Consider the following 20,661-nt stretch of genomic DNA (forward strand, 5'->3'; position numbering starts at 1 on the left):
TATGAGGAGGGAAGATAAAAAACTCTATGTTTATACTACTGCTTTTAAACAACCTATTTGGGTACATAAGATAAATGAGGATTTTAGTTTACCATTTGCGATAAAAATGTCGACTATAGTCTATACTCTAGTAAGTTTTGTTTTAGTATGGTTCTTACTAGGGTATGTACCCCTATTGGATTGGGGTTTTCGTTTTGTAACTTCATTGTTTGCTGGTTGGTGGTGTGGAAACATATTATCTGAGAATAAGATTGATGGAAAAACATTGTTTCGATTTCTAGTGGACTATTTCAAGTTTTGGGTTGAGTATGATAGAGAACGGACAACAATGTATCTATGTAAAGGAAAAAAATATGAGAAAGTGAGAAGAATTTATCGTGGAATTAACGAATAACATTTGGGCGATAGATGATAGCTTGATTCTCTTAAAAGATGGAAGTGTGCTGGCTGTATTTGAAGTAGAGCCACAAGTCATCAATACGATTGAAGATGGTGAGAAAGAGGACAGCAAAGACCTGGTATTCAATAATTTGTCGAGTATTGCTGAATACAATGATCTTGCGATTCATACTATTAACTTTGATTTAGATTTAGCAAAGAAGATAGCTTTACTATCTCAGGATATTGAGCAAGATGTTGGTACAAGTCCATTAGGAAATTATGTGATTTCAAAACTAGAAGAAAGGCTAGAGGAAGAAGTTACATATTTAACAGAATCAAGAGATTATTTAGTTGTACCTTTAAAGTCGGTCAATGTGTCGTCTGATTTTAAGGTGACGATTAAGCAGACGATTATGACTTTCCGAAAAACGGTTATGAAAATGATTGGCTTTGAAGAATTAGCGAAAGTTGAATGGTGGAAGGATTGGGATAAACAGAAAGAATTGATTCAAACAAAGTTACATGCTTTAACTATTAAGGAAGTTGAAAAAACTGATTTAGAGCTATTGAATCGAATTCATTTTTTGAATGGTCAATACTATGATAAGGAAAGTGAAATTGTTGCGCTTGAAAATTCGATTGAGAATGTGGACGAAACAATTATTGAAGTTGGTGCTGGAAATGCTTTGAAGCTAATCAATGGTGAAGAAGAAAGTTATGTTGCAACGATTCCTGTATATGCTTATCCCAAAAACGTTTCTTATCTACATTTACTAGAGGAAATTAAGAATATTGGTTTTCCTGTCAATAGTGTGTTGAAAGTTCGTTTTTCAACAAGAAGTGGCATCTATTCTTTGAGCACAAAAGCAAGAAATAAACGTAAAAATCTTGGGAATACAGTAAATGAAACTGCTGAAAATGATGATGTTCAAAAGATTGAAGTTTTGGAAAGTCATGAGTTGTTAGAAGATTTTCAAGAGAAGCATGATAATAAGGAATTGATGGTAACGTATCTTCACTTGTTACAGATTACTGGTGACAGTATTGAAGAATTGAATGTGAAGTATGATGTATTAGCTTCAAGATTGAAAGATATGGAAGTTGAAATTGTCAAGGCTGTTGCAGATCAAGTTTATTTATTCTATAAGTGTCGTTTGACAGAGTTGATTGATAATAAAAGAGAAAGTTATTTACAATATTCAAGTCTGCGTGGATTATGTGAGAATCTTTTCTTTACAAAGAAAAAAGTAGGTACAGATATTGGCTTTCCTATTGCTCGAATTGATAAAGAAATTGCTTCATGGTTTGGAGATTTTAAACGTGCTTTGGATTCAAGTACCAATATTGTGTTTACGAACTTGCTACAAGCGAATAAAATTGGTATTTATGGAAAGGAAACAAGCAATCCTCATACAGCTATTACTGGTGCGACTGGGAATGGAAAATCTTTCCTGACAAAGTTATTATTTGTTTTTCATGCTCTATTTAAGGCTAGAGTATTATATGTCGATCCCAAAGCTGAAATGAAGAAACAGTTTTTGTCAGTTTTAGCTAAGTTAGAAAAAGCTGGTACCTATAAACCACTTCAAAAATTTATACACTCTATTCGTTTTATCACTTTGGATATGCGAAAAGAGGAAAATAGAGGGGTTCTTGATCCATTCTCATTTTTAGAAGATGAAGGAGAGTTGACAGAATTAGCAACAGTACTTGTAGCTTCTGTATTGGATAAAGATTCTTATATCAAGATTCAACCCTATCTGTTAGATGCGATTGATAAGGTATTTGAGCGTAGAAATGCTGGTGAAAAGGTTGGTATGTTGCAGGTATTTGCAGAATTAGAAAATAATGCAAAAGAAGAAGTTGCTACTGCTGGCTATTTCTTGAAGAGAATTTCAAAGAATTCACTGCTATCTTTGTGCTTCTCTGATGGTAGTCAAGAAGTTTTGAAAACAGATGATAAAGTGATTATTGTTGAAATTACAGGTCTTGATATGCCTAAAGGTACAAATAAAGATGAAATGACTGAAACTCAGTTGAGAAGTTTGACCGTTATGTATGCTTTAACTTATTTCTGTGCGATTTTTGGTGAACGTGAGAAAGATAAGGAAACAATGTTATTCCTTGATGAAGCATGGCAGATTATGTCAACTCCTGCTGGACGACAAGTAGTTAACCGTATCAAACGTACAGGACGTTCCTTTAACAATTTCTTGGTATTGGTGACTCAATCTGTAAAAGACTTGAAAACAAGTGATGATACAACTGGATTTGGTACAGTCTTTGCTTTCCCTGAACATACAGAAACAGAAGCAATACTGGAACATTTACGAGTTGAAAATGACGAATTATCAAGAGCGTGGTTAGAAAATCAAACAATGGGTCAATGTATCTATTACGATACTTTCGGACGAAAAGAACGTATTACAGTAGATGGTACAATTTTCCCTGAGTTTTTACCATTATTTGAAACAGTTGAATCTAGTTTAGTATCAGTACAGTAAGGGGGAAAAATGAGAAGGAATATTTTATTAGGATTTATTTTGTCTATATTTTTCTTTCCTTTTGTAGCTAGTGCTACTGAGCCAATTTTACCGAATAATAATTTTAATATTATTGAGTTTGATAAAAATACAAATACTCCCAAATTAACCGATCCTGCTGAAAATGCAAAAAAAATACTGGATAATGCCAAAAAGGCAAAAGAAACACAAGAAGCCTTAAAGAAAAAAGAAGAAGAATCAAGCAAATTGACTTTTGAAAATTATAAGTCCAAAATGTCTGATTTGACTAGTAAGGTTTATTTTGATAAGAAATTTTTTGGATTTGATTCAAATATGAATTATTTCTTCAATTCGATTGTGCAAGCTGTATTTTGGGTATCAAAATTTATCTTTTGGATTATTGCTGGTATTTATGGTGCAGTTGATGGAATGAGTGATATAACTTCTTTATTGAATAATACGATAGACAATTCTAGTAAAGTATTTTCTTCTCTATTCAGTAAAGAAGTTATTTATGTTGTTGGTGCTAGTATGGCAGTTTATCTATTGTATTTGTTTGCGACTGGTAAGGGTAGTGTGATGAAGTCATTTATTAAAATGGTACTGATCTATACTCTAATTGGTTTATATTTTATAAGATTCAATGTGGACGGTCAAAATAAATATTTATTGACTCACTTATATGATGGATTCAGAACAACAACAATTACGCTTAATGGTGAGATAACAAAAACTCTGACTTCAGAAAGTTCCAATGAGATTGATGCTTATTTTAATGATACTATCATCAAGGCTTATAAGTATATGAACTCTCCAATAAAGGAAGATGGCTCATTTCAATTATCTGATAAGGAATTTGAAGATTTAGCTGGATATAAGCAGGGTGATGGAGATCATCTTATCGGTGAGAAAAAAATCAAGGATATTGCAAAAGACAAAGATCCTGAAAATAAGATGTTGAAAAATGAGTGGGGTGCAAAGTTTAGCTATGCTTTTGCGTCACTGGTTGATGTAATTGTAGTTGGTAGTGTTTATCTTGTTTTAGGTTTATCAAGATTTTTCTTTTTAATGGTTTATATCTTTTTAATTTTGATACTGCCATTTATTTTATTGATCAGTCTATTTCCAAAGATGGAACATTTGATTCATGGATTTAATAAAAAAGCTATATCTATGTTGATTTTATCATCTGTAACATTATTAGCTACAACATTGTTTGTATTCTTCTATAATTCTTTGACAGATTTTATTGGCTATGCAGTTGGTGAGAATGTATTGGTTGTTATTTTTGTTAAAGCGATATTGTTAGTTTTAATGATTAAGAATAGAGCAATGATTTTATCTATGTTCTCACGAATTGGGCGTTTGCCTGTTAGTCGAATGAATGGACTTAATCTGAATAAAGGAACTAAAAAGATTCGAGAGAAATTGTATAGGACAGGTAAAGACGGATTAGTAGTTAGTGGTCAGTTTGCAAAAGGTGGTTTGAAGATGGGGAAAGAAAGTCTACAAGCTCGTCTTAAAAATTTAAGCTCGCCAACTAATAACCTGGATAAAAAACAAGGATTGGCTAAAGAACAGGTATCTGATACTAACGAAAATGAAACTTATAGTAGAGTTAGAGATGGTTATGCGACTGTCAAACATAGAACAACAGGTACGGTTAATGCCCTGAAAGAAAAAGGAAATAGAGCGATGTCTTTCCTTTATGAAGTCCGTACAAATGCGTTTAGAAATCAAGAATCGAATAAGTTTATAGACTTAAATTCCAAAAGAAAATCTTTTGGAACAAAGGCAGATTACCATGAGAAAATAAAAAATAGTTCTCGTAATGAGGTGAAACGTTTGAGAGAAAAACGTTTGGCCAGAAAGAAAGCAGAATTTCAAGCAAAAGCAGATAAGAGAATGAATCAAGTGAATCCTCTGAACAAGGTTTCACCTAAAAAAACAAAGACGGATTCTCCGAAAAGTAAAAAAATGAAAGGAGGTAAGATTCGTAGTTTAAAGAAGAAGGAAAGTGATAAAAAAGTAGAGCTTTCGAATATAAATATCAAAAGAAAGAGGGGGAGGAAGTGATAGCTAAAAAATACGCAAAGATTTTTGGTTCTATAATTGCGACAATTCTACCCTTATTTCTAATCTTGATTCTGATGATTGGATTTGTAGGTGTGGCTTCAGGTAGTTCATCTGATAGTACGACTGGAAAGAGAACACGTTTAACAGCACAAGAAGTAGCCCAAAAAGCGAATATCTCGGTGGAACGTGCAGAAGATGTCATTAAGATTTTTAACTGGCAACTATCTAAAGAGAAATTTACTTTAGAGGGGTCTAGTGGATCTCTTGCAAATGCTGAAAGAGAAAGTGGATTTGATCCTAAACTAACGAATCCTTCAGGTGGAGTTGCTGGATATTTCCAATGGTCAGGTTGGGATAATACTATCAATGGTGATAGATGGAGAAATGCAAGTTCTCGTACTTTGGATAGTACAGTAGAGCTAGAACTAATGAGCTATGAATTAAATCATGGCTATAAAAAAGTCAAAGATTATATGCAAAGGGCAACTGATCCTTTTGAAAGTGCCAAGTATTGGTCTGAACATTATGAAGGTGTATTGTTATCAGACGGTCAAACAAAACTAGAGAAGCTGGAAAAGGACAGTCAGAAGTGGTATGAAGTCTTTAAAGGTACGATTGAATCAGATGGCTCATCAAGTAGCAGTGCAATAGCAGGTAGCGTAGATGTTCCATTTGGTCAGGTTTCTACTGAATTACCTAGTGGATTTTCGATTGATAAGGAAATAAATCAAGCTGGCTATATCACTCAATCTTATCCTTATGGTCAATGTACTTGGTATGTTTTCAATCGTGCAAAAGAATTTGGAATAAACTTTGATCCGTATATGGGAAATGGTCAGGATTGGGCACACAAGGATGGATATGAGGTGACAAATACACCGACTAAACATTCTGCTGTTTCGTTTCAAGGAGGACAAGCAGGTAGTCATGCAACTTATGGTCATGTTGCCTTTGTCGAAGATATTAAAGATGATGGCTCAATATTGATTTCTGAATGTAATGTCATTCAACCAATGCAAGGAACAGGGATTACAGATTATCGTGTCTTTACTGCTGATCAAGCAAAAAACTTTTTATATGTAATTGGTAAATAAGAAAAGAGGAAAAATATGAATAAAAAATTTGTAACATTGTTGTCAGTGGCTGTATTGAGTTCAGTCGCAAATGGAATTTTAGCAGACGAAATTAATTTGGGTGGAAATAGTTCAACTCCAAATGATAATTCAGGTTTAGTAGTTTCAGAAAAACCTGCAGAAGCTCCTAAGGAGTCTACAGCGCCAACAGTAAATGAAAATCTAGATTTGGGTGGAAGTGTGGATAAAAAAGAGGACAAGGATAGTACAGGAGTAGTTGTAGAGCCGATAATGCCAACAGAACAACCAAAAGAAGATAAACCATCTGAAGAACTTGGAAAAGATACTAATAAGAATCAGGAACACGATCATACAGGAGTAGTTGTGGAGCCAGCAAGTCCTTCTACCAATAAATCTAAAGAAGAAAAGCCTGTTGAAAATGTGGGTGATGATAAACAAGGAGATCAAAAATCATCTGATTCAACTTCGGATAAATCAAAAGAGGGAGAAGAAAATACGAAACCAAATAAAGAAGATACTCCAGAAGTGAAGGAACAAAAACAAAGGGCAGAGGATAATGTTGGAGTAAAAGAAAAAGAAGAACCTAAGCCCTTGAATGTGACTAAAGAAGAAATTAAGGAAAAACCTATCGAAACAAATACAGGATATAAGATTGTAGGCACTAATAAAGGCAAAGTAGTTGTAGAAGAAAGTGAAGGCAATTATGTAGAAAAAGAGCCTTATGAAGTGGGAGCAGTCAAACAGAAAGATGGTACAATCGCTTTGAAAGATAAGGAAGGGGAACTAAAAGTTCTTCCAAATACTGGAACAGCGAGCACAATTTTTGCAACTATTTGGGGATTTGTTGGTTTAGTTGCGACATTTTTTGGAAAACGAAAAGTTAAGTAGCACAAAATTAGTCAAGGCAGGGTAAAACTTGCCTTGTTTTTTGTTGGTTTAAGGAGTTAAAATGGATCAAGTAGAATTATTAAAAATCTATGCTGTGAAATTAGCTAGTAGGTTAGGTGAAAATCAAGAATCTATAGAGTTTATTGCTGACTCTGTAACTGATCATGGTATTGAAACTATGATAGTTGAAGTTATAAAAAATGCGAAGTTTGTTAAAGTTACTTATGATTATGAAGGGAGTCATGCTAATAAAAAATTACCAAGAAGAAATTATGCGAGTGTATCTGTGTCAATTGAGGAAGGCTACTCTTTTGATTTTACTAGAGGAGTAGCTTATACTTATTTTCCAAATATAGAGAAGTTGTTAGAACAATTATAAAATAATTGAAAATGTGATATAATAAAAGAAAGTGAAAGGGGAATGAATCATGATTAAAGAGTTTGGTGTTACAAATCTAGAAGTCACAAAAGAAGATATTTTTAAAAATCCCAATAATCCTATTTTACGTATGTATGATGATGAAGAATTGATTGGAACTTTTAATATTCTTACAGGTGAAGTCTTAGAGGACTTGGACTTGGCTGATTATGATATTCGGTTTGCTCAAAAACAAATTGAATTGAATCGTGATAACTACCTTGAAACGTGGAAGGACTACGTGGGGTTGTTACATGCCTAAGTATTCTTTTTTGAAGTATGGTATTGAGATTCGTCCGAATGAGCATAATCATAAAGGTCAGAAGGCACATATTCATATCTATATCCATGGTGAGGAAGTAGGTTCAATGTTTTTGACTGGAGAGCTTCGAGATGGTAGATTGAAATCAAAAGATATGAAGATTGTAAGGCAGTATGTTTTAGAAAATGCAGATGATCTTCAAGCTTTATGGGATGAATATCAAAAAAGTGCGTATTAAGAAAATAAATTCAAGCCAGAAATGGCTTGTTTTTTTTGTTGTTTAAGGAGTAGTAAATGAAAGAGTCGAAACAAGTATTTAATATTGAAGTTCCAATTCCTTCTAATATGGTTTTGATCAGTCGTTCCGAGTATATAGATTTAATCCAGAAAGAAGAAATTGGTCAATGGTGGACTATTGATAAGGTTGAGGAATTATTGTCTATTAGTAAAACAAAATTGGTCAATGATATTTTATTGAACCCAATAATCAAAAATGAATTAGATATTGAACAAAATAAAGAAGGATTTGTCTTATATCCGAAAAGTAAGGGGTCACCTTATAGATTTTTAGCAAGAAAAACAAGGGAATATTTTGATAAAAATTATCAAAAAATATTATTAATGTTATAATAGAATGGTGATGACTGCCATTCAGAAAGGAGTTAGTGTGGCAAGTTACAGACAGCGTGGAAAAAACAAACTTTGGGATTACCGTATCTTTGATAAGCAAGGTAATGTTATTGCGACAAATTCGGGTTTTAGAACTAAACGAGAAGCAATGAATGAAGCTCAGGAAAAAGAGAGGAAATTATATCAATCAAATTATACAGCGAGGTTTGATAGTAAGGCTACACTGTATGAGTTGTGGCAGGATTGGTATGATTTAGTGATTCTTCCATCAGAAAAGGCAAAATCGACAAAAGAAGGCTATTCTTATAGAGGAAAGATGATGGAGAAAATCTTTTTAGACATACCTGCAGTTCAAATTAGTCATAAAGAATATCAGTCTAAATTGAATGAATATGGTGAACAAGTAACTAAAGATCATGTAAGTCGATTAAATGCTGATATTCGAACAGTAGTCAATTTTAGCAAGAGAAATGGTCTAGTTTTGAATGATTTTACTGAGGGTGTAAAAATATTTGGTCTGTCTGGTAAAGATATTGATGATAAATATCTCCATAGTATTTCTGACTATAAAAGTTTGTTATCTCATCTACGGTCAAAATTTAATTATCGAGAATCGGTGATGGCTTATCTATTATACTTTTTATTTAAGACTGGATTTAGAGTTGGAGAAGGTATGGCAGTATGCTGGTCTGACATTGATTTTGAAAACAAGACCATTAAAACATATAGAAGATTTTCAGGAGATCGACAAGAATTTACTCCTCCAAAGACGAAAACATCTGTTAGAGAGATTCCTGTTGATGAAAAATTATTACAAGTTCTAGAAGATTTAAAAGCAGAACAGTCTAAAGTTCTTTATGATCGTGAAGATTTGAATAAAGAAGATTTAGTTTTTTATGATAGAAGATATAGAATCCCAACAAATGCAGGTCTTAATAAATATTTAAGAGTTTGTTTATCAGAACTTGGAATTGGTAGTCAAGAAATGTCAGCAACTTCAGGTAGACATACCTACGGTTCATTTCTACTTGCAAAGGGGGTGGATATATGGATAGTAGCAAAGCTGATGGGACATAAAGATATTCAGCAAATTATTAGAACATATGGTCATGTTTTGCAAGAAGTGATCGATAAAGAGTATGATACAGTTAGGCAGTTATTGGTCGATTAAAGAAGAAAAATAAAAGTAAATTCATTGACCAAAATTTGACCAAGTGTATCAAAAGCATTGATAATACAATATTTCTGAGATATTTTCTTATCCCTGCAATCGGCATAAGAAAGAGCAATAAAATAAATATTATATTAGTTTATTAGAATCATCAACACTCATCAAAATGAGGAGGAGTATCATGAACAAGAAAGAACGGATGAAACATGTTGAGAAGACCCACGGTCGAAAAGCAACTGCATCGAAATTGGCAGAAGCCTCCTCTACAACTAAAAATATAAAAATGTATATCAGTCTTGCCTTAACAGCACTAGTTATAATCATTGTTGCTAGTATCTTTTTAAATTCACCTAATCTCAAGCAAGAAGCAAATCAAACTTCTTCCTCATCTAAGACTGAAGAGACGACAAGAAGTCAGGGGAAAGAGGAAGAAAAGGATAAGGCAAAGGAAGAGGAAATTCAAAAACTAAAGGAACAATTGTCTGATTTGGATACCAAGATTTCAGAATCAGAGCAGCTCGTTAATCAATTAAAAAAAGAAGCTTCTGTTCCAAAATTAGATCTTGAAGCCCTCAGAAGTAATGATTTATCAAGTTTAGAGGGTACTTGGCGGACACAGTCTGGTAATGAATATGTCATTAACGATTCAGGGGAAGTCCAATCTTCTTGGATATACAATGATCAAAAGCATGAGTCTATTGTTGGATTGAAAGTATCAAAAAGTCAGAATGATCGTAACTCAGAAACAGTAGCCCTTGGCGCTTGGGCAAAAGGTTCTCAGGCGGGAGGGTTTGTGGTAGTCGTTGTACCAAGTGGGGTTGTCATGGAACCTGGTGATGATGGTAAAATAACAGACAATTCCAATCACACTGAGGACAGACTCTTTGCAGGACAACAATATGAAGGGATGTTGATGCATCCAGAAAATGTTTACTATCGTGTTAAACCAGATACGAGCCAATTAGAATCAGAAGAGAAGAATTTAACGAAATTGAAAGCTGATCGTGATGCCATCAAATCAGCTTTAGAGTCTAAAGAATAATGAAAAATGAATGAAAAGAAGCCAACTAAGGCTTCTTTTTTTGAAAAGTTTTGACCACATAGCCTGTGATGTCGACCACATAAGCAAAAGCTATTGTTGACTATTTTTATTTCTGTTATAGTAGTAACTGTCAAAGGGAGCAAAGCTTCCAACAAAATAGAAAATGAGGTCGTATCATGAAAAAAGTATTAGGTATTGGATTTTTAGTTGTTGCAGTAGCAGTTTTGTATTTTGGCTTTGTTGGATGGCCGAGTTTGGATGTTAACATCTGGGCACTCTTTCCAGTAGGTCTATTTCTGTTTTTCACTCTTGAAAATCTAGTAAAAAAAGATTACAAGGCCAGTCTCATGAGCTTAATTATTGCCTTTATCATCGCTAATGCCATTCTTGATATCTTGCCACTTTCAAGTGGGTTGGTAATCGGTGCTGGTGTTCTGGCTTGTGTGGGAATTGGTTTTCTCTTTCCTGAAGCCAACAAGTTAGAAGAATAATATAAAAAATCTCGAGGTTTCTCGAGACTTTTTCTTTATTGACCTGCGTAATATTTTTGAATTCCTTTGACAATACCTGCAACCAATCTGTTTTGGTAGGCGTCACTGCGGACTTGTTGATTTTCATTGAAATTGTCAATATAGCCCAATTCCAATAGAACAGCTGGTTTATCAGTTTCTCGAAGAACAGCAAAACTACTTTGTAGGAGTCCTGCATCCTTAGCACCAGTTTCAGCTAGTAGTGAAGAGTGGATATCTGCCGCGAGGCGATTACTTTCACTGATTCGGTCAGGGTGGTTATGCCAGTACGGATTGATTTTAGAAGGATAACCAGCAGCTTCTTCATAAGAATAAGTCTGAATCCCAGCTCTATTTGAAGCTGGATTACCACTAGCATTGAAGTGAATACTAATAAAGATATCTGAGTCAGTCTTATTAACCATTCTTGAACGTTCGGTGACAAAGTCTACAAAGACATCACTGTCTCTTGAAGAAAGAACAGTATAGCCGAGTCCTTCAAGCTCCTTGCGTAGCTTTTGGTAAACTTGCATATTCAGTTCTTTTTCGGTGATGTTATAATAAGATGCACCGGGATCTTTACCACCATGACCTGGATCTAGGAAGATAATATTGTTATATTTCCCCTTTTCAAAACCACGACTTACAGAAGTTTCACCAATCCATTTCCCATTGCTTTGGAATTGATGAGTTTGTCCATCAATTTTATGGGTTCCTGTAACATAGACTCCATTGTCATCTACATAGTAGCGGGCTTTATAGAAGCTGTCGTCAATCCATTCGCTCTTAGCCATGTAGCCACCTGCCTTGAGGTAGTAGGAGCCAATCCATTCACGTTCTGCGTAAGCACCACCAGATTTCAAGTAGAACCAGCTATCATAGTTTTTATCGAAAATCCATTCTTTTTCAGCCATGGCCCCGCTAGCTTTTAGGTAGTAGCTACCTTGCCATTGGTTACTTGCCATAGTAGCATCTTTGTTAAAGTAGTACCAGGTACCACTGATTTTATCCCACTTGTTTTTGATTAATTTACCAGAAGCAAGGGCATAGTACCATTGTCCATCTTGTTTTACCCAAGAACTCTCAGCCATGGCACCACTATTGGTAAACAGATAGTCGTCAAAAATCGTGTTGCTGAGCATGACACCGTCTTGATCAAAATAGTACCAGACACCACCGATCTTTTCCCATTTTTGTTGAGAAATTTTTCCATAAGCGTTAGCGTAATACCATTTTTCTTGGAGTTTACTCCAACCGGAATCGATCATGGCCCCGCTACTAGTAAGGATATATCCGTCAAAAATAGTATCGCTCAACATGATGCCATCTTTGTTGAAGTAGTACCATTTTCCGTGGATTTTTTTCCAGTTAAGAACAGGGGCATTATTTTCATAGAAGCGCCAGATATTTTCCTCTAATACCCAACCTTCTTTTTGAACTTCTGGTGCCTTGTCTTCTTCTTTCTTAGTTGGATTTGTCGTTTGATTGGCATTTGCTTCAGTTGAAGGTTCAGCTTCCTTAGCTGGGAGACTGTTTTTCTCCACTTTGTCAGTAGAGGTTTCACTGTGTGTTGTTTCTACTGGGGTTGACTGTACTTTGTTCTCCTCAGCATAGCTAAGGTTGGTTGTTAGACCAAATACTGAAAGCGTAATGGCGCTTGCCAAGAGCGTTTTTTTCACTTGATTAATCTCCTATTTTTATTTTTTTATAATTTTATCAGAAAAGTGCCGCATATGGAACATTTAGTGACCAAGATCGAGGTGTTGGTGGGCTATATTGTAATAGTTGACTATTTCATCACGAAAATTTGAACAATCATGATGATATAGATGAGCAGTGTTAGTAAAAATCCAGCTCGCCAAAAGAATTTAATAAATTTTGGATAATAAAAACTACGTTTTTTATTTAAGAAGAAAAAGACTAACACAATTGCTAGTATTGATAAGGCCGTTCCCAATACTGGAAGTTGATTGTGTGTGAACATCTTAGCCGTAATCAAATAGTATTCAAAAATTAGAAAAGGAAAAGCTAAATCAGCAGCATTGATGCCCCTTTTTTTTAACTTAAAGAGTCTGCTTAAAATAATCGCCAGAGCTAAGGTTAGTACCAAAAGCAAGATGGAAGCAAGTTTCATTAAAATCATACCATTATTGTATCATAAAATTTAGAGAATAGAAAAGTAAATTCCTTGATTTATCACTGTTTTAGCAAAAAATCATTGATAAGAAACAGATTTTATAATTTCTGCTTGATCAGAATAAATCATGTGTTCGATACAATGATAGTTTGAGTCCTCAATATAAATCTTTTTTATGTTCACTATAGAAAATATATATTAGTCAGAAGTGAAGAATAGTAGTAGAATGAGTAGCAAATAAAACAAAGGAGTTTCTTATGAAATTAGTTACTTTATGGTCAAAACTCTCACTAGGCATTCAATTATTGGTGGCTTTGGTCTTTGGTGTTATCGCTGCCCTTATCTGGCCACAATTTGCAGGCTTTTATCAATTTTTAGGTCAAGCCTTTATTAAATTGATCAATATGGTTATCATTCCACTAATCTTCCCGACTATCGTTGTTGCAGTAGCCAGCGTTATCGGGAAAAAATCTTTCGGGAAAATCTTGACCAAGAGCTTGGTTTACTTTTTTGCCGTGACAACTGCTATTACGCTCTTGTTTGTATTTGCTAGTTACTATTTAGGATTTGGACAAGGTGTGAATATTGGTCAAACTGGTGGGAACCTTGATGGTATCGCCAACAATGTAAAATTTAGCGAATTTCTCCTTGGTTTTATTCCATCAAATATTGTCAAATCTCTTTCAGACGGCGCCCTATTGCCGATTATCGTTTTTGCTATCTTTCTTGGTTACGGAATTGGTAACCTTAAGTCTGATAAATCTCAGAAAATCATCGAAGGTTTCCAAATCTGGATTGAAGCTATTTATAAGATTGTTGCAGTGATTGTCAAACTTTCACCGATTGGCATTTTTGGATTTATCGCAAAAGATGTTGCAACTACTGGCCTTGACAAATTGATTGGACTTGGTCAATTTGTAATCGGAACTTACTTGGCTTATGCTGTATTGGTTCTCCTTATTTTCCCTTTGATCGCTCTATTCTTTAAAGTACCGTATTTGTCAGCCTTTCGTGAAAATTGGAGTCTTTTGACTCTGGCCTTTGTTACTGGTAGTTCTAGTGTTGTCTTGCCATCACTTCTTAAAGATTTGAAAAAACAGGGGCATGACGAGCATACAATTGATTTAGTTGTTCCTTTAGGATATACTTTTAACTTAGAAGGAGCAGCGGTTTATTTCTCAGTAGCGACAATTTTTATCGCCCACGCCTATGGTATACAATTTTCTTTATCAAGTCTCTTGTTTACTGTTTTATTGTTGACTTTGATTGGAAAAACTGCAGCAACTGTGCCATCAGGAGCTATCGTAGTTCTATTAGCTGCAGCACCTCAATTGGGCTTGCCAGTTGAAGGAGTGGCCTTGATTTTTGCAGTTGATTTCTTTGTCAATGCTGGCCGTACCATGATCAATGTTCTGGGTCAAATCTTAACAGTCAGCGTTATCGAAAAAACAGAAGGATATATTTTAGAAGAAGAAAAGGAAAGCCAATTATCAGTCAGCTTTTCTTAAGGAGATATGAGTAATGAGTGAAGCAAAAGTTTATGTAATCCATGAGAATCTTGAATGGACCCAGCATTTGGTCAAATGGTTGGAAGAACTAGAAGTCCCTTATGAACTATGGGATCTGTCTAGTGGGATTTTAGATTTGCAAAGCCCACCGCCGCAAGGTATCTTTTACAATCGCATGTCTGCATCTTCTCATACCAGAGGTCATCGCTATGCACCAGAATTTACAGAGCAGGTGATTACTTGGCTAGAAGCACACGGACGCAAGGTTGTGAATGGTACTGGTGCTATCAACCTAGAAATCAGTAAAGTTAAACAATATTTAAAGTTAAACGAGTCGGGTATTGAGACTCCTGCAACAGTTGCAGTTTTGGGTCAAGAAAATATCATTGAAGCAGCCAGAAAATTTAACATCTATCCTTTGATTACCAAGCACAATCGAGCAGGTAAAGGCTTAGGAGTTCAACTCTTCCAAAATGAAGAAGAACTTGAAGCCTATGTCAATAGTCCCCTCTTTGAACCTTCAGTGGACGGGATTACCTTGCTACAAGCCTACATAAAACCAAGTGATGGACGTATTCGTCGTTCAGAGTTTATCAATCAGAAGTTTCTCTACACTGTTTCAATCGACTCTTCAGATGGTTTCCAACTTTGTCCAGCAGATGGTTGTCAAATCGGCAAGAGACCAGAACAACTAGAAACGTCTGAGAAATTCCAGATTACAGAACCTCTACCAGATGACCGAAGAGAAGCTTATGAGAATTTCTTGAAAAATGCTCAGATTGAAGTTGCGGCGATTGAATGGGTTCAATCAGAGAGTGGAGACATTTATGTCTATGATGTAAATACCAACACCAACTACAATCCTACCGCAGAAAAAAATGCCAATATTTTTGCTCACCAACATTTGGCTCAGTATCTAAAAACAGAATTGCAAGCCTTGACTAGTGGACAATAAGGTAACTAATTCAAAAATCCCCCAGTATCAAATGACTGGGGGATTGATTTGTTTATACTCTTCGAAAATCTCTTCAAACCACGTCAGCTTCCATCTGCAACCTCAAAATAGTATTTTGAGCTGCCTTCGTCAGTTCTATCCACAACCTCAAAACGGTGTTTTGAGCAACCTGCGGCTCGCTTCCTAGTTTGCTCTTTGATTTTCATTGAGTATTAATCGATAAAAAATTAATGATTTGCTTTAAAGTCCGGGTCTTTTAGGCTTTGAACACTCGCATTGATCACTGCACCGATAATCAATATCTTGGCAATAATTATAAACCAGAACATCATGACAACAACGATGATGGAACTAAAAAATCGAACGTCGACTAGATAGTTAACATAATTGTTGAAATAAGCTGAAAAGATTGTTAATAGAGATATAAGAGTAAGAAGTACGAATAGACTTCCAGGAAGGACGTAACGAATACGACCGACTTTCACATTCGGAAGGAAATAATAGAGCATAATCAAGATCGCAAAAAGAAAGGCATAAATCAGCGGTCCTGTAAAATCCTGTAAATATGCAAATAGAGAACTTTCGGATTTCCAGTAGTTTTTTAACAGATCCAATAACATATGACCAAACATACTTAGGAATAGAGCAAGTGCAAAGAGAATCTGTAATCCCAAACTAACCAGGAGACTCATCAGTTGATGGGAAATAAGCCCTCTGTTTTTAGCGATTCCATAAGCTTTATTAAAAGATTTTTGGAGGAAATTCATGGATTTTGAAAATGTCCAAAGAGCTGATATTACCGCAAAACTCAAGAGTCCAGCAGATGGTTGTGTCAGCACTTCACGAGCAATCTTTGCTACTACATCATAGATCGTATCTGGTAAAAATTCCTTTAGTGTGATCAAGAAATCGGAGACTGGAATTTGAAAATAAGGCAAGATATTGACAGCTATCATAAGTAAGGGAAAGATTGAAATCAACCAATAATAAGCCACAGCTACACTGGTTAATTCAATATCTGAAACACGATAGTAGTGCAAAAAAGCTTTCAATAAAGGCCTATTGGTTAGTTGTTTCCACAACTTTTTCATTGCATAATCCTCCACAATAATAACCTAAATCTTAATTTCTGCGAACTAATTCCATCATATCATAAGGTAGTGTGTTGGCTGATTCTTTTAGAGAATAAGTTTCTAGGTTGTTCACATTTTGTCGCAGTTTTTTAGCATACTGGGCTGAGATGAGTTTTTGTTTTTCGTATTCAAAGATAGACTTACGTTCTAGATAGTAGCCTCTCAACATTTCATCGATGTTATTGGGTTTGATACGATTGATTACCCGTTCCACAAAGGCACCACTGGTAATATGACTGGTTTCACGGAGACGTGATTCCTGCATAAAGCTAATCAAGGAACTCTTATAAATCCCTTTCAGGTTTTCCAAACTTTCGATGATGATTTCAGTGTTGGCTAGGTAGAGCTCTGCAATCTGATCATAATCGATGGCTAATAGTCTTTGATTTCCCTTGTCTCTCCAAGAACGGAAGGTTTTTCCAAATGTGAGCAATTCATGAAGGAGAAAACGCACAATCCGGATAGAAACAAGGAAGTAGTAGGTTAGGCGAGAAGCAAAGTTTCGCTTAATATTGTTCTCCATGCTTTTCAAGTACCGTTGATAAACACGATAACCTCTTTCACCGATTTTGCCTTCTTCATAGGCCTGTTCCAAACCATCGTTCTCGATACTGAGAATCAAAAGTTTAAGAGCTTCCCAGTCTTCTTGGATTTCTTTGTTTTCTTGGCTGAGGATGAGATTTTCAATCCGTCCGTGATAATTATCGATAGCAGCATAGAGGGGAACCTTGTTTTTAGTATGTTCCAAATCTTTCTCTAATTCCATGGCAACATCGTTTAGGATAGCGATGTGCATGAGATGATCCTTAGATGGTTCTTGCTCTTCAGAAAGGTGTGGCAAGACCAATAATCCAGTAAGGAAACTGACCAAGGTTACACCGGCTACGAGGAAGAGAAGGAGCGGATATTCCTGCTCCAGATTAGAAGGTATCAAGAGGATGGTAGCAATAGAAACAGTTCCTTTAACTCCAGAAAATGTCAAGAGAAGCATATCTTTGACATATTTATGGAGGCTTTTTTTAAGTTTCTTTATTCGAAACGCGTAAAAGCCGTAAATCATGAGAAAGCGGATGACAAAGAGTAGGAAGGTTAAGAGGAAGATAGTGATGAGAAGGAGCACATTGTTATAAAAAGCACTCTTCAGAATTGGCTCCGCAATCATTTCCAGTTCCATTCCCAAAATAACAAAGACAGAACCATTAAGCATAAAGGTTACTGTGTGCCATACAGTCTCTGTAACAGTATCAACTTGGGCTTCAAGCAGATTTATTTTCTTGAAACGACTAGCTTTTAAAATACCAGCGACAACGACCGCAATAATTCCAGAAACATGAATCTCTTCAGCTATGAAAAAAGTCAAGAGAGGTAAACTAAGTTCCAATAAGAGCTCACTTGCGATATCTGTTGCACGGACACTGAGTAGAAAAGTATGGAGGAAGCGATTGATTAGGGCTGTTATAAAGCCGACTGCAAATCCTCCAACGATGGAAATGGCTAATGAGGTTCCAGCTTGGGTGAGCGAAAATGTTCCTGTTGTCCAAGCGATGAGAGCCATACGAAAGGCTACTAGTCCAGAAGCATCATTCAGAAGACCTTCCCCCTTTAGGATATTAGAAACCCGTTTCGGAAAGGAAAAACGTTGAGAAAGAGATGCGAAGGCGACTAGGTCAGTAGGACCTAAAGCAGCACCAACTGCTACGCAGGCGGCCAATGGAAGGCTCGCCCAAAGGACATGGGCGACTCCTCCCATGCTCAGAGCTGAGATAAAGATAACTGGAAAAATCAAAAAGAGGACAATCCGCCAGTGTTTTAGGATAGAAGTAATGTCTGCTTCTTGAGCCTCTCGGAATAGTAGCGGGCCAATGACTAAAGCTAGGAATAACTCAGTATCTAAATGATATTGGTTGTTGGGTAAACAAAGTCCAATTCCAATCCCTAACAAAATTTGAATCAGGGGCATGGGTAAAAAGGGAAGAAGTTTATTGGTCGTGCTAGAAACAATAAGAACTAGTAAAAATACTAAGAGATAAAAAAGTAAATCCATCTTCTACCTCCTTATTTTTGTTTGCGACAAGCTTCAAAAAGTTCCTTTTGTTCTTGGATTTTTTGATCAATCTTCGAGCAGTCCTTATGCTCGATTTTCTTCTGACAACGCTCCATTTCAAGTGAAATCATTTTTTTCTTGATTTTCAACATCTTCTTACTCATATGAACTTCATCTAACATACCAACTGCTCGTTCATGTTGGGTTGATTCAACGAATTTTTGTCGAAGACCTTCTATTTTATCTCGTAGGTATTGTTTATCCATGGCGATACCTTTCTAATTTTTCAATCATGACTAAAAACGGTGGATTGTTGATTTGGTTGAGAGTGCGATAGATCGTAGCAGTATATTCTTGTTGTGGTAAGTGACTGACAAAATCCATGACTGCATCCCGTTCGATATCTCCGCCTTCATGCCCGTAATAAATCATGATGGCTATTCGTCCACCTTTAACAAGCATTTGGCAAAGTTTATCCAGTGCTTCAATAGTTGTTTGAGGTTGGGTGATAATGCTTTTATCAGCTGAAGGAAGATAACCTAGATTAAAGATGGCAGCTTTCACCTCAGTTACAAACTGATCCACGGTTTCATGACCTTGTAGGATTAATTCTGCATTGGTCAAACCAGCTTCTTGTAGACGTTGGCTAGTCTTTTCTAGAGCTTGTTCCTGTATATCAAAAGCGTAGACTTGTTTAGCCAACTTGGCAAGAAAAAAGGTATCGTGGCCATTTCCCATGGTCGCATCAACGACAATATCCTCTTGGGTGATGACTTGGGCAAGAAAATCATGCGCCATTTCAAGTGGTCTTTTCATTCATAAACTCCTGTTTTACAGCCTTGCATCCTTGGACGCTACCGCGTCGTCTCATTTCAGCCTCAATGCTATTTAGAACTTCCCATTTATTGAGACTCCACATAGGACCAATCAACATATCCCTAGGCGCATCACCCGTAATCCGATGGATGACAATATGCTTGGGAATAATTTCTAGTTGGTCACAGATGACCTTGACATATTCATCCTGACTCATGAGCTGCAAACGACCTTCATGATAGTCGCGTTGCATTCGAGTGTTGGTCATGAGGTGAAGTAGGTGAAGCTTAATCCCTTGGATATCATTGTCCCTTACACAACGCCGAACGTTTTCCACCATCATTTCATGAGTTTCACCGGGCAAACCATTGATCAAATGGGCAACAATCTCGATCTTCGGATACTTCCGAAGTCGTTTGACCGTATCCACGTAGAGTTCATAGGAGTGGGCACGGTTAATCAATTCAGAAGTTTCTTCATAGGTAGTTTGTAAACCTAGTTCTACAGTAACATGCATTCGCTCTGATAATTCTGCCAAGTATTCGATAGTCTCATCAGGAAGACAGTCAGGTCGAGTCCCAATATTGATGCCAACTACACCTGGTTCGTTGATAGCTTGTTCATAGCGTTCGCGAATCACTTCTAGCTTTTCATGTGTATTGGTAAAATTTTGGAAGTAAACCAAATACTTTTTAACATCTGGCCACTTACGGTGCATAAAGTCAATTTCCTTATAGAATTGCTCGCGAATAGGAGCATCAGGAGCAACGATTGCATCTCCAGAACCGGAAACCGTGCAAAAAGTACAGCCCCCATGTGCTACAGTTCCGTCGCGATTGGGGCAATCAAAGCCAGCATCAATAGGGACTTTAAAAGTCTTTTCTCCAAATAAATTTCGATAGTAATCATTCAAGGTATTATAGGATTTCATAGCTAATATTATATCAGAAAAGCCCTACAAACTCAAAAAAGGTCAGTAAGAGAGAGCGTGCCTAGAAAGTGAAACGAAAGAAAAAGTCAAAATTTTTTTATAAAAGCCTTTACAAAAAAATAAAAAGTGGTAGAATTAAATCACAAACAAGCGCAAACGTTT

Annotated in this window: 21 protein-coding genes; 14 read left to right on the forward strand and 7 right to left on the reverse strand. The window is 36.0% G+C overall.

Annotated features, from left to right (window positions below; genetic code table 11):
- The first annotated feature begins 1 nt into the window (after window position 1).
- From AC3E7H_RS01995 to AC3E7H_RS02050, 12 genes are all read left to right on the forward strand, one after another.
- The gene (locus AC3E7H_RS01995; RefSeq protein WP_049504189.1) at window positions 2-394 is read left to right on the forward strand and encodes a TcpE family conjugal transfer membrane protein; all 393 of its coding nucleotides are present in this window, start codon (window positions 2-4) and stop codon (window positions 392-394) included.
- Entirely contained in the window at window positions 378-2,885 is a 2,508-nt protein-coding gene (locus tag AC3E7H_RS02000) for an ATP-binding protein (RefSeq protein WP_490676005.1), read from the forward strand. The genes AC3E7H_RS01995 and AC3E7H_RS02000 overlap by 17 nt, the downstream gene beginning before the upstream one ends.
- A 9-nt stretch (window positions 2,886-2,894) precedes the next feature.
- On the forward strand, window positions 2,895-4,961 hold the full coding sequence (locus tag AC3E7H_RS02005; protein ID WP_490676006.1) for a hypothetical protein: 2,067 nt from the start codon (window positions 2,895-2,897) through the stop codon (window positions 4,959-4,961).
- Window positions 4,961-6,055, forward strand: a complete 1,095-nt coding sequence (locus AC3E7H_RS02010; RefSeq protein WP_490676031.1) for a phage tail tip lysozyme — start codon at window positions 4,961-4,963, stop codon at window positions 6,053-6,055. Before AC3E7H_RS02005 ends, AC3E7H_RS02010 begins: the two co-directional genes overlap by 1 nt.
- Window positions 6,056-6,070: 15 nt before the next feature.
- Window positions 6,071-6,943 (forward strand): LPXTG cell wall anchor domain-containing protein, encoded by an 873-nt coding sequence (locus AC3E7H_RS02015; RefSeq protein WP_490676008.1) that lies wholly within the window; start codon window positions 6,071-6,073, stop codon window positions 6,941-6,943.
- A 61-nt stretch (window positions 6,944-7,004) separates the two neighbouring features.
- On the forward strand, window positions 7,005-7,322 hold the full coding sequence (locus AC3E7H_RS02020) for a hypothetical protein (RefSeq protein ID WP_490676009.1): 318 nt from the start codon (window positions 7,005-7,007) through the stop codon (window positions 7,320-7,322).
- Window positions 7,323-7,371: 49 nt separating this feature from the next.
- Window positions 7,372-7,623, forward strand: a complete 252-nt coding sequence (locus AC3E7H_RS02025) for a hypothetical protein (protein WP_000588738.1) — start codon at window positions 7,372-7,374, stop codon at window positions 7,621-7,623.
- On the forward strand, window positions 7,616-7,861 hold the full coding sequence (locus AC3E7H_RS02030; RefSeq protein WP_001127469.1) for a DUF4160 domain-containing protein: 246 nt from the start codon (window positions 7,616-7,618) through the stop codon (window positions 7,859-7,861). Before AC3E7H_RS02025 ends, AC3E7H_RS02030 begins: the two co-directional genes overlap by 8 nt.
- Before the next feature lie 56 nt (window positions 7,862-7,917).
- The gene (locus AC3E7H_RS02035; RefSeq protein ID WP_490676010.1) at window positions 7,918-8,253 is read left to right on the forward strand and encodes a DUF771 domain-containing protein; all 336 of its coding nucleotides are present in this window, start codon (window positions 7,918-7,920) and stop codon (window positions 8,251-8,253) included.
- Window positions 8,254-8,290: 37 nt separating this feature from the next.
- Window positions 8,291-9,424 (forward strand): site-specific integrase, encoded by a 1,134-nt coding sequence (locus AC3E7H_RS02040; protein WP_301559692.1) that lies wholly within the window; start codon window positions 8,291-8,293, stop codon window positions 9,422-9,424.
- 181 nt (window positions 9,425-9,605) lie between these two features.
- Window positions 9,606-10,466, forward strand: coding sequence for a DUF6287 domain-containing protein (locus tag AC3E7H_RS02045; RefSeq protein ID WP_001034418.1), 861 nt, complete (start codon window positions 9,606-9,608; stop codon window positions 10,464-10,466).
- 176 nt (window positions 10,467-10,642) lie between these two features.
- The gene (locus tag AC3E7H_RS02050) at window positions 10,643-10,957 is read left to right on the forward strand and encodes a hypothetical protein (RefSeq protein WP_000756544.1); all 315 of its coding nucleotides are present in this window, start codon (window positions 10,643-10,645) and stop codon (window positions 10,955-10,957) included.
- Between the two features lie 35 nt (window positions 10,958-10,992).
- Here the strand turns inward: AC3E7H_RS02050 and AC3E7H_RS02055 are convergent, their stop codons facing one another.
- Window positions 10,993-12,654, reverse strand: coding sequence for an N-acetylmuramoyl-L-alanine amidase (locus AC3E7H_RS02055; protein WP_490676011.1), 1,662 nt, complete (start codon window positions 12,652-12,654; stop codon window positions 10,993-10,995).
- 110 nt (window positions 12,655-12,764) lie between these two features.
- A complete protein-coding gene (locus AC3E7H_RS02060) occupies window positions 12,765-13,118 on the reverse strand; it encodes a DUF3397 domain-containing protein (RefSeq protein ID WP_060955976.1) in 354 nt (117 codons plus the stop codon).
- Between the two features lie 251 nt (window positions 13,119-13,369).
- Here AC3E7H_RS02060 and AC3E7H_RS02065 point away from each other — a divergent pair, with 251 nt between their 5' ends.
- Together AC3E7H_RS02065 and AC3E7H_RS02070 are read left to right on the forward strand one after the other, a co-directional pair.
- A complete protein-coding gene (locus AC3E7H_RS02065) occupies window positions 13,370-14,620 on the forward strand; it encodes a dicarboxylate/amino acid:cation symporter (RefSeq protein WP_490676012.1) in 1,251 nt (416 codons plus the stop codon).
- 13 nt (window positions 14,621-14,633) lie between these two features.
- Window positions 14,634-15,575: an ATP-grasp domain-containing protein gene (locus AC3E7H_RS02070; protein ID WP_001287359.1), complete on the forward strand. Its 942-nt coding sequence runs from the start codon at window positions 14,634-14,636 to the stop codon at window positions 15,573-15,575.
- Between the two features lie 227 nt (window positions 15,576-15,802).
- Here the strand turns inward: AC3E7H_RS02070 and AC3E7H_RS02075 are convergent, their stop codons facing one another.
- The 5 genes from AC3E7H_RS02075 to mnmL are packed head-to-tail and all read right to left on the reverse strand — an operon-like array spanning window position 15,803 to window position 20,499.
- A complete protein-coding gene (locus tag AC3E7H_RS02075; protein WP_490676013.1) occupies window positions 15,803-16,666 on the reverse strand; it encodes a YihY/virulence factor BrkB family protein in 864 nt (287 codons plus the stop codon).
- A gap of 31 nt (window positions 16,667-16,697) precedes the next feature.
- A complete protein-coding gene (locus AC3E7H_RS02080; protein WP_490676014.1) occupies window positions 16,698-18,752 on the reverse strand; it encodes a cation:proton antiporter in 2,055 nt (684 codons plus the stop codon).
- Window positions 18,753-18,763: 11 nt separating this feature from the next.
- On the reverse strand, window positions 18,764-19,018 hold the full coding sequence (locus AC3E7H_RS02085) for a hypothetical protein (RefSeq protein WP_000361083.1): 255 nt from the start codon (window positions 19,016-19,018) through the stop codon (window positions 18,764-18,766).
- On the reverse strand, window positions 19,011-19,568 hold the full coding sequence (mnmM, locus tag AC3E7H_RS02090; RefSeq protein WP_000828447.1) for a tRNA 5-(aminomethyl)-2-thiouridylate-methyltransferase MnmM: 558 nt from the start codon (window positions 19,566-19,568) through the stop codon (window positions 19,011-19,013). The genes AC3E7H_RS02085 and mnmM overlap by 8 nt, the downstream gene beginning before the upstream one ends.
- Window positions 19,552-20,499 (reverse strand): tRNA modification radical SAM protein MnmL/YtqA, encoded by a 948-nt coding sequence (mnmL, locus tag AC3E7H_RS02095; RefSeq protein WP_000844482.1) that lies wholly within the window; start codon window positions 20,497-20,499, stop codon window positions 19,552-19,554. The genes mnmM and mnmL overlap by 17 nt, the downstream gene beginning before the upstream one ends.
- Between the last annotated feature and the right edge of the window lie 162 nt (window positions 20,500-20,661).

It is taken from the genome of Streptococcus sp. SCPM-O-B-15304 (M98), assembly GCF_058200215.1.

Excerpts from the sequence above, each read along its gene's own strand:
- AC3E7H_RS01995 (WP_049504189.1), top strand. The coding sequence starts at position 2 with ATGAGGAGGGAAGATAAAAAACTCTATGTTTATACTACTGCTTTTAAA.
- AC3E7H_RS02005 (WP_490676006.1), top strand. The coding sequence starts at position 2,895 with ATGAGAAGGAATATTTTATTAGGATTTATTTTGTCTATATTTTTCTTT.
- AC3E7H_RS02015 (WP_490676008.1), top strand. The coding sequence starts at position 6,071 with ATGAATAAAAAATTTGTAACATTGTTGTCAGTGGCTGTATTGAGTTCA.
- AC3E7H_RS02020 (WP_490676009.1), top strand. The coding sequence starts at position 7,005 with ATGGATCAAGTAGAATTATTAAAAATCTATGCTGTGAAATTAGCTAGT.
- AC3E7H_RS02025 (WP_000588738.1), top strand. The coding sequence starts at position 7,372 with ATGATTAAAGAGTTTGGTGTTACAAATCTAGAAGTCACAAAAGAAGAT.
- AC3E7H_RS02030 (WP_001127469.1), top strand. The coding sequence starts at position 7,616 with ATGCCTAAGTATTCTTTTTTGAAGTATGGTATTGAGATTCGTCCGAAT.
- AC3E7H_RS02035 (WP_490676010.1), top strand. The coding sequence starts at position 7,918 with ATGAAAGAGTCGAAACAAGTATTTAATATTGAAGTTCCAATTCCTTCT.
- AC3E7H_RS02045 (WP_001034418.1), top strand. The coding sequence starts at position 9,606 with ATGAACAAGAAAGAACGGATGAAACATGTTGAGAAGACCCACGGTCGA.
- AC3E7H_RS02050 (WP_000756544.1), top strand. The coding sequence starts at position 10,643 with ATGAAAAAAGTATTAGGTATTGGATTTTTAGTTGTTGCAGTAGCAGTT.
- AC3E7H_RS02060 (WP_060955976.1), bottom strand. The coding sequence starts at position 13,118 with ATGATTTTAATGAAACTTGCTTCCATCTTGCTTTTGGTACTAACCTTA.
- AC3E7H_RS02065 (WP_490676012.1), top strand. The coding sequence starts at position 13,370 with ATGAAATTAGTTACTTTATGGTCAAAACTCTCACTAGGCATTCAATTA.
- AC3E7H_RS02070 (WP_001287359.1), top strand. The coding sequence starts at position 14,634 with ATGAGTGAAGCAAAAGTTTATGTAATCCATGAGAATCTTGAATGGACC.
- AC3E7H_RS02075 (WP_490676013.1), bottom strand. The coding sequence starts at position 16,666 with ATGAAAAAGTTGTGGAAACAACTAACCAATAGGCCTTTATTGAAAGCT.
- AC3E7H_RS02080 (WP_490676014.1), bottom strand. The coding sequence starts at position 18,752 with ATGGATTTACTTTTTTATCTCTTAGTATTTTTACTAGTTCTTATTGTT.
- AC3E7H_RS02085 (WP_000361083.1), bottom strand. The coding sequence starts at position 19,018 with ATGGATAAACAATACCTACGAGATAAAATAGAAGGTCTTCGACAAAAA.
- mnmM (WP_000828447.1), bottom strand. The coding sequence starts at position 19,568 with ATGAAAAGACCACTTGAAATGGCGCATGATTTTCTTGCCCAAGTCATC.
- mnmL (WP_000844482.1), bottom strand. The coding sequence starts at position 20,499 with ATGAAATCCTATAATACCTTGAATGATTACTATCGAAATTTATTTGGA.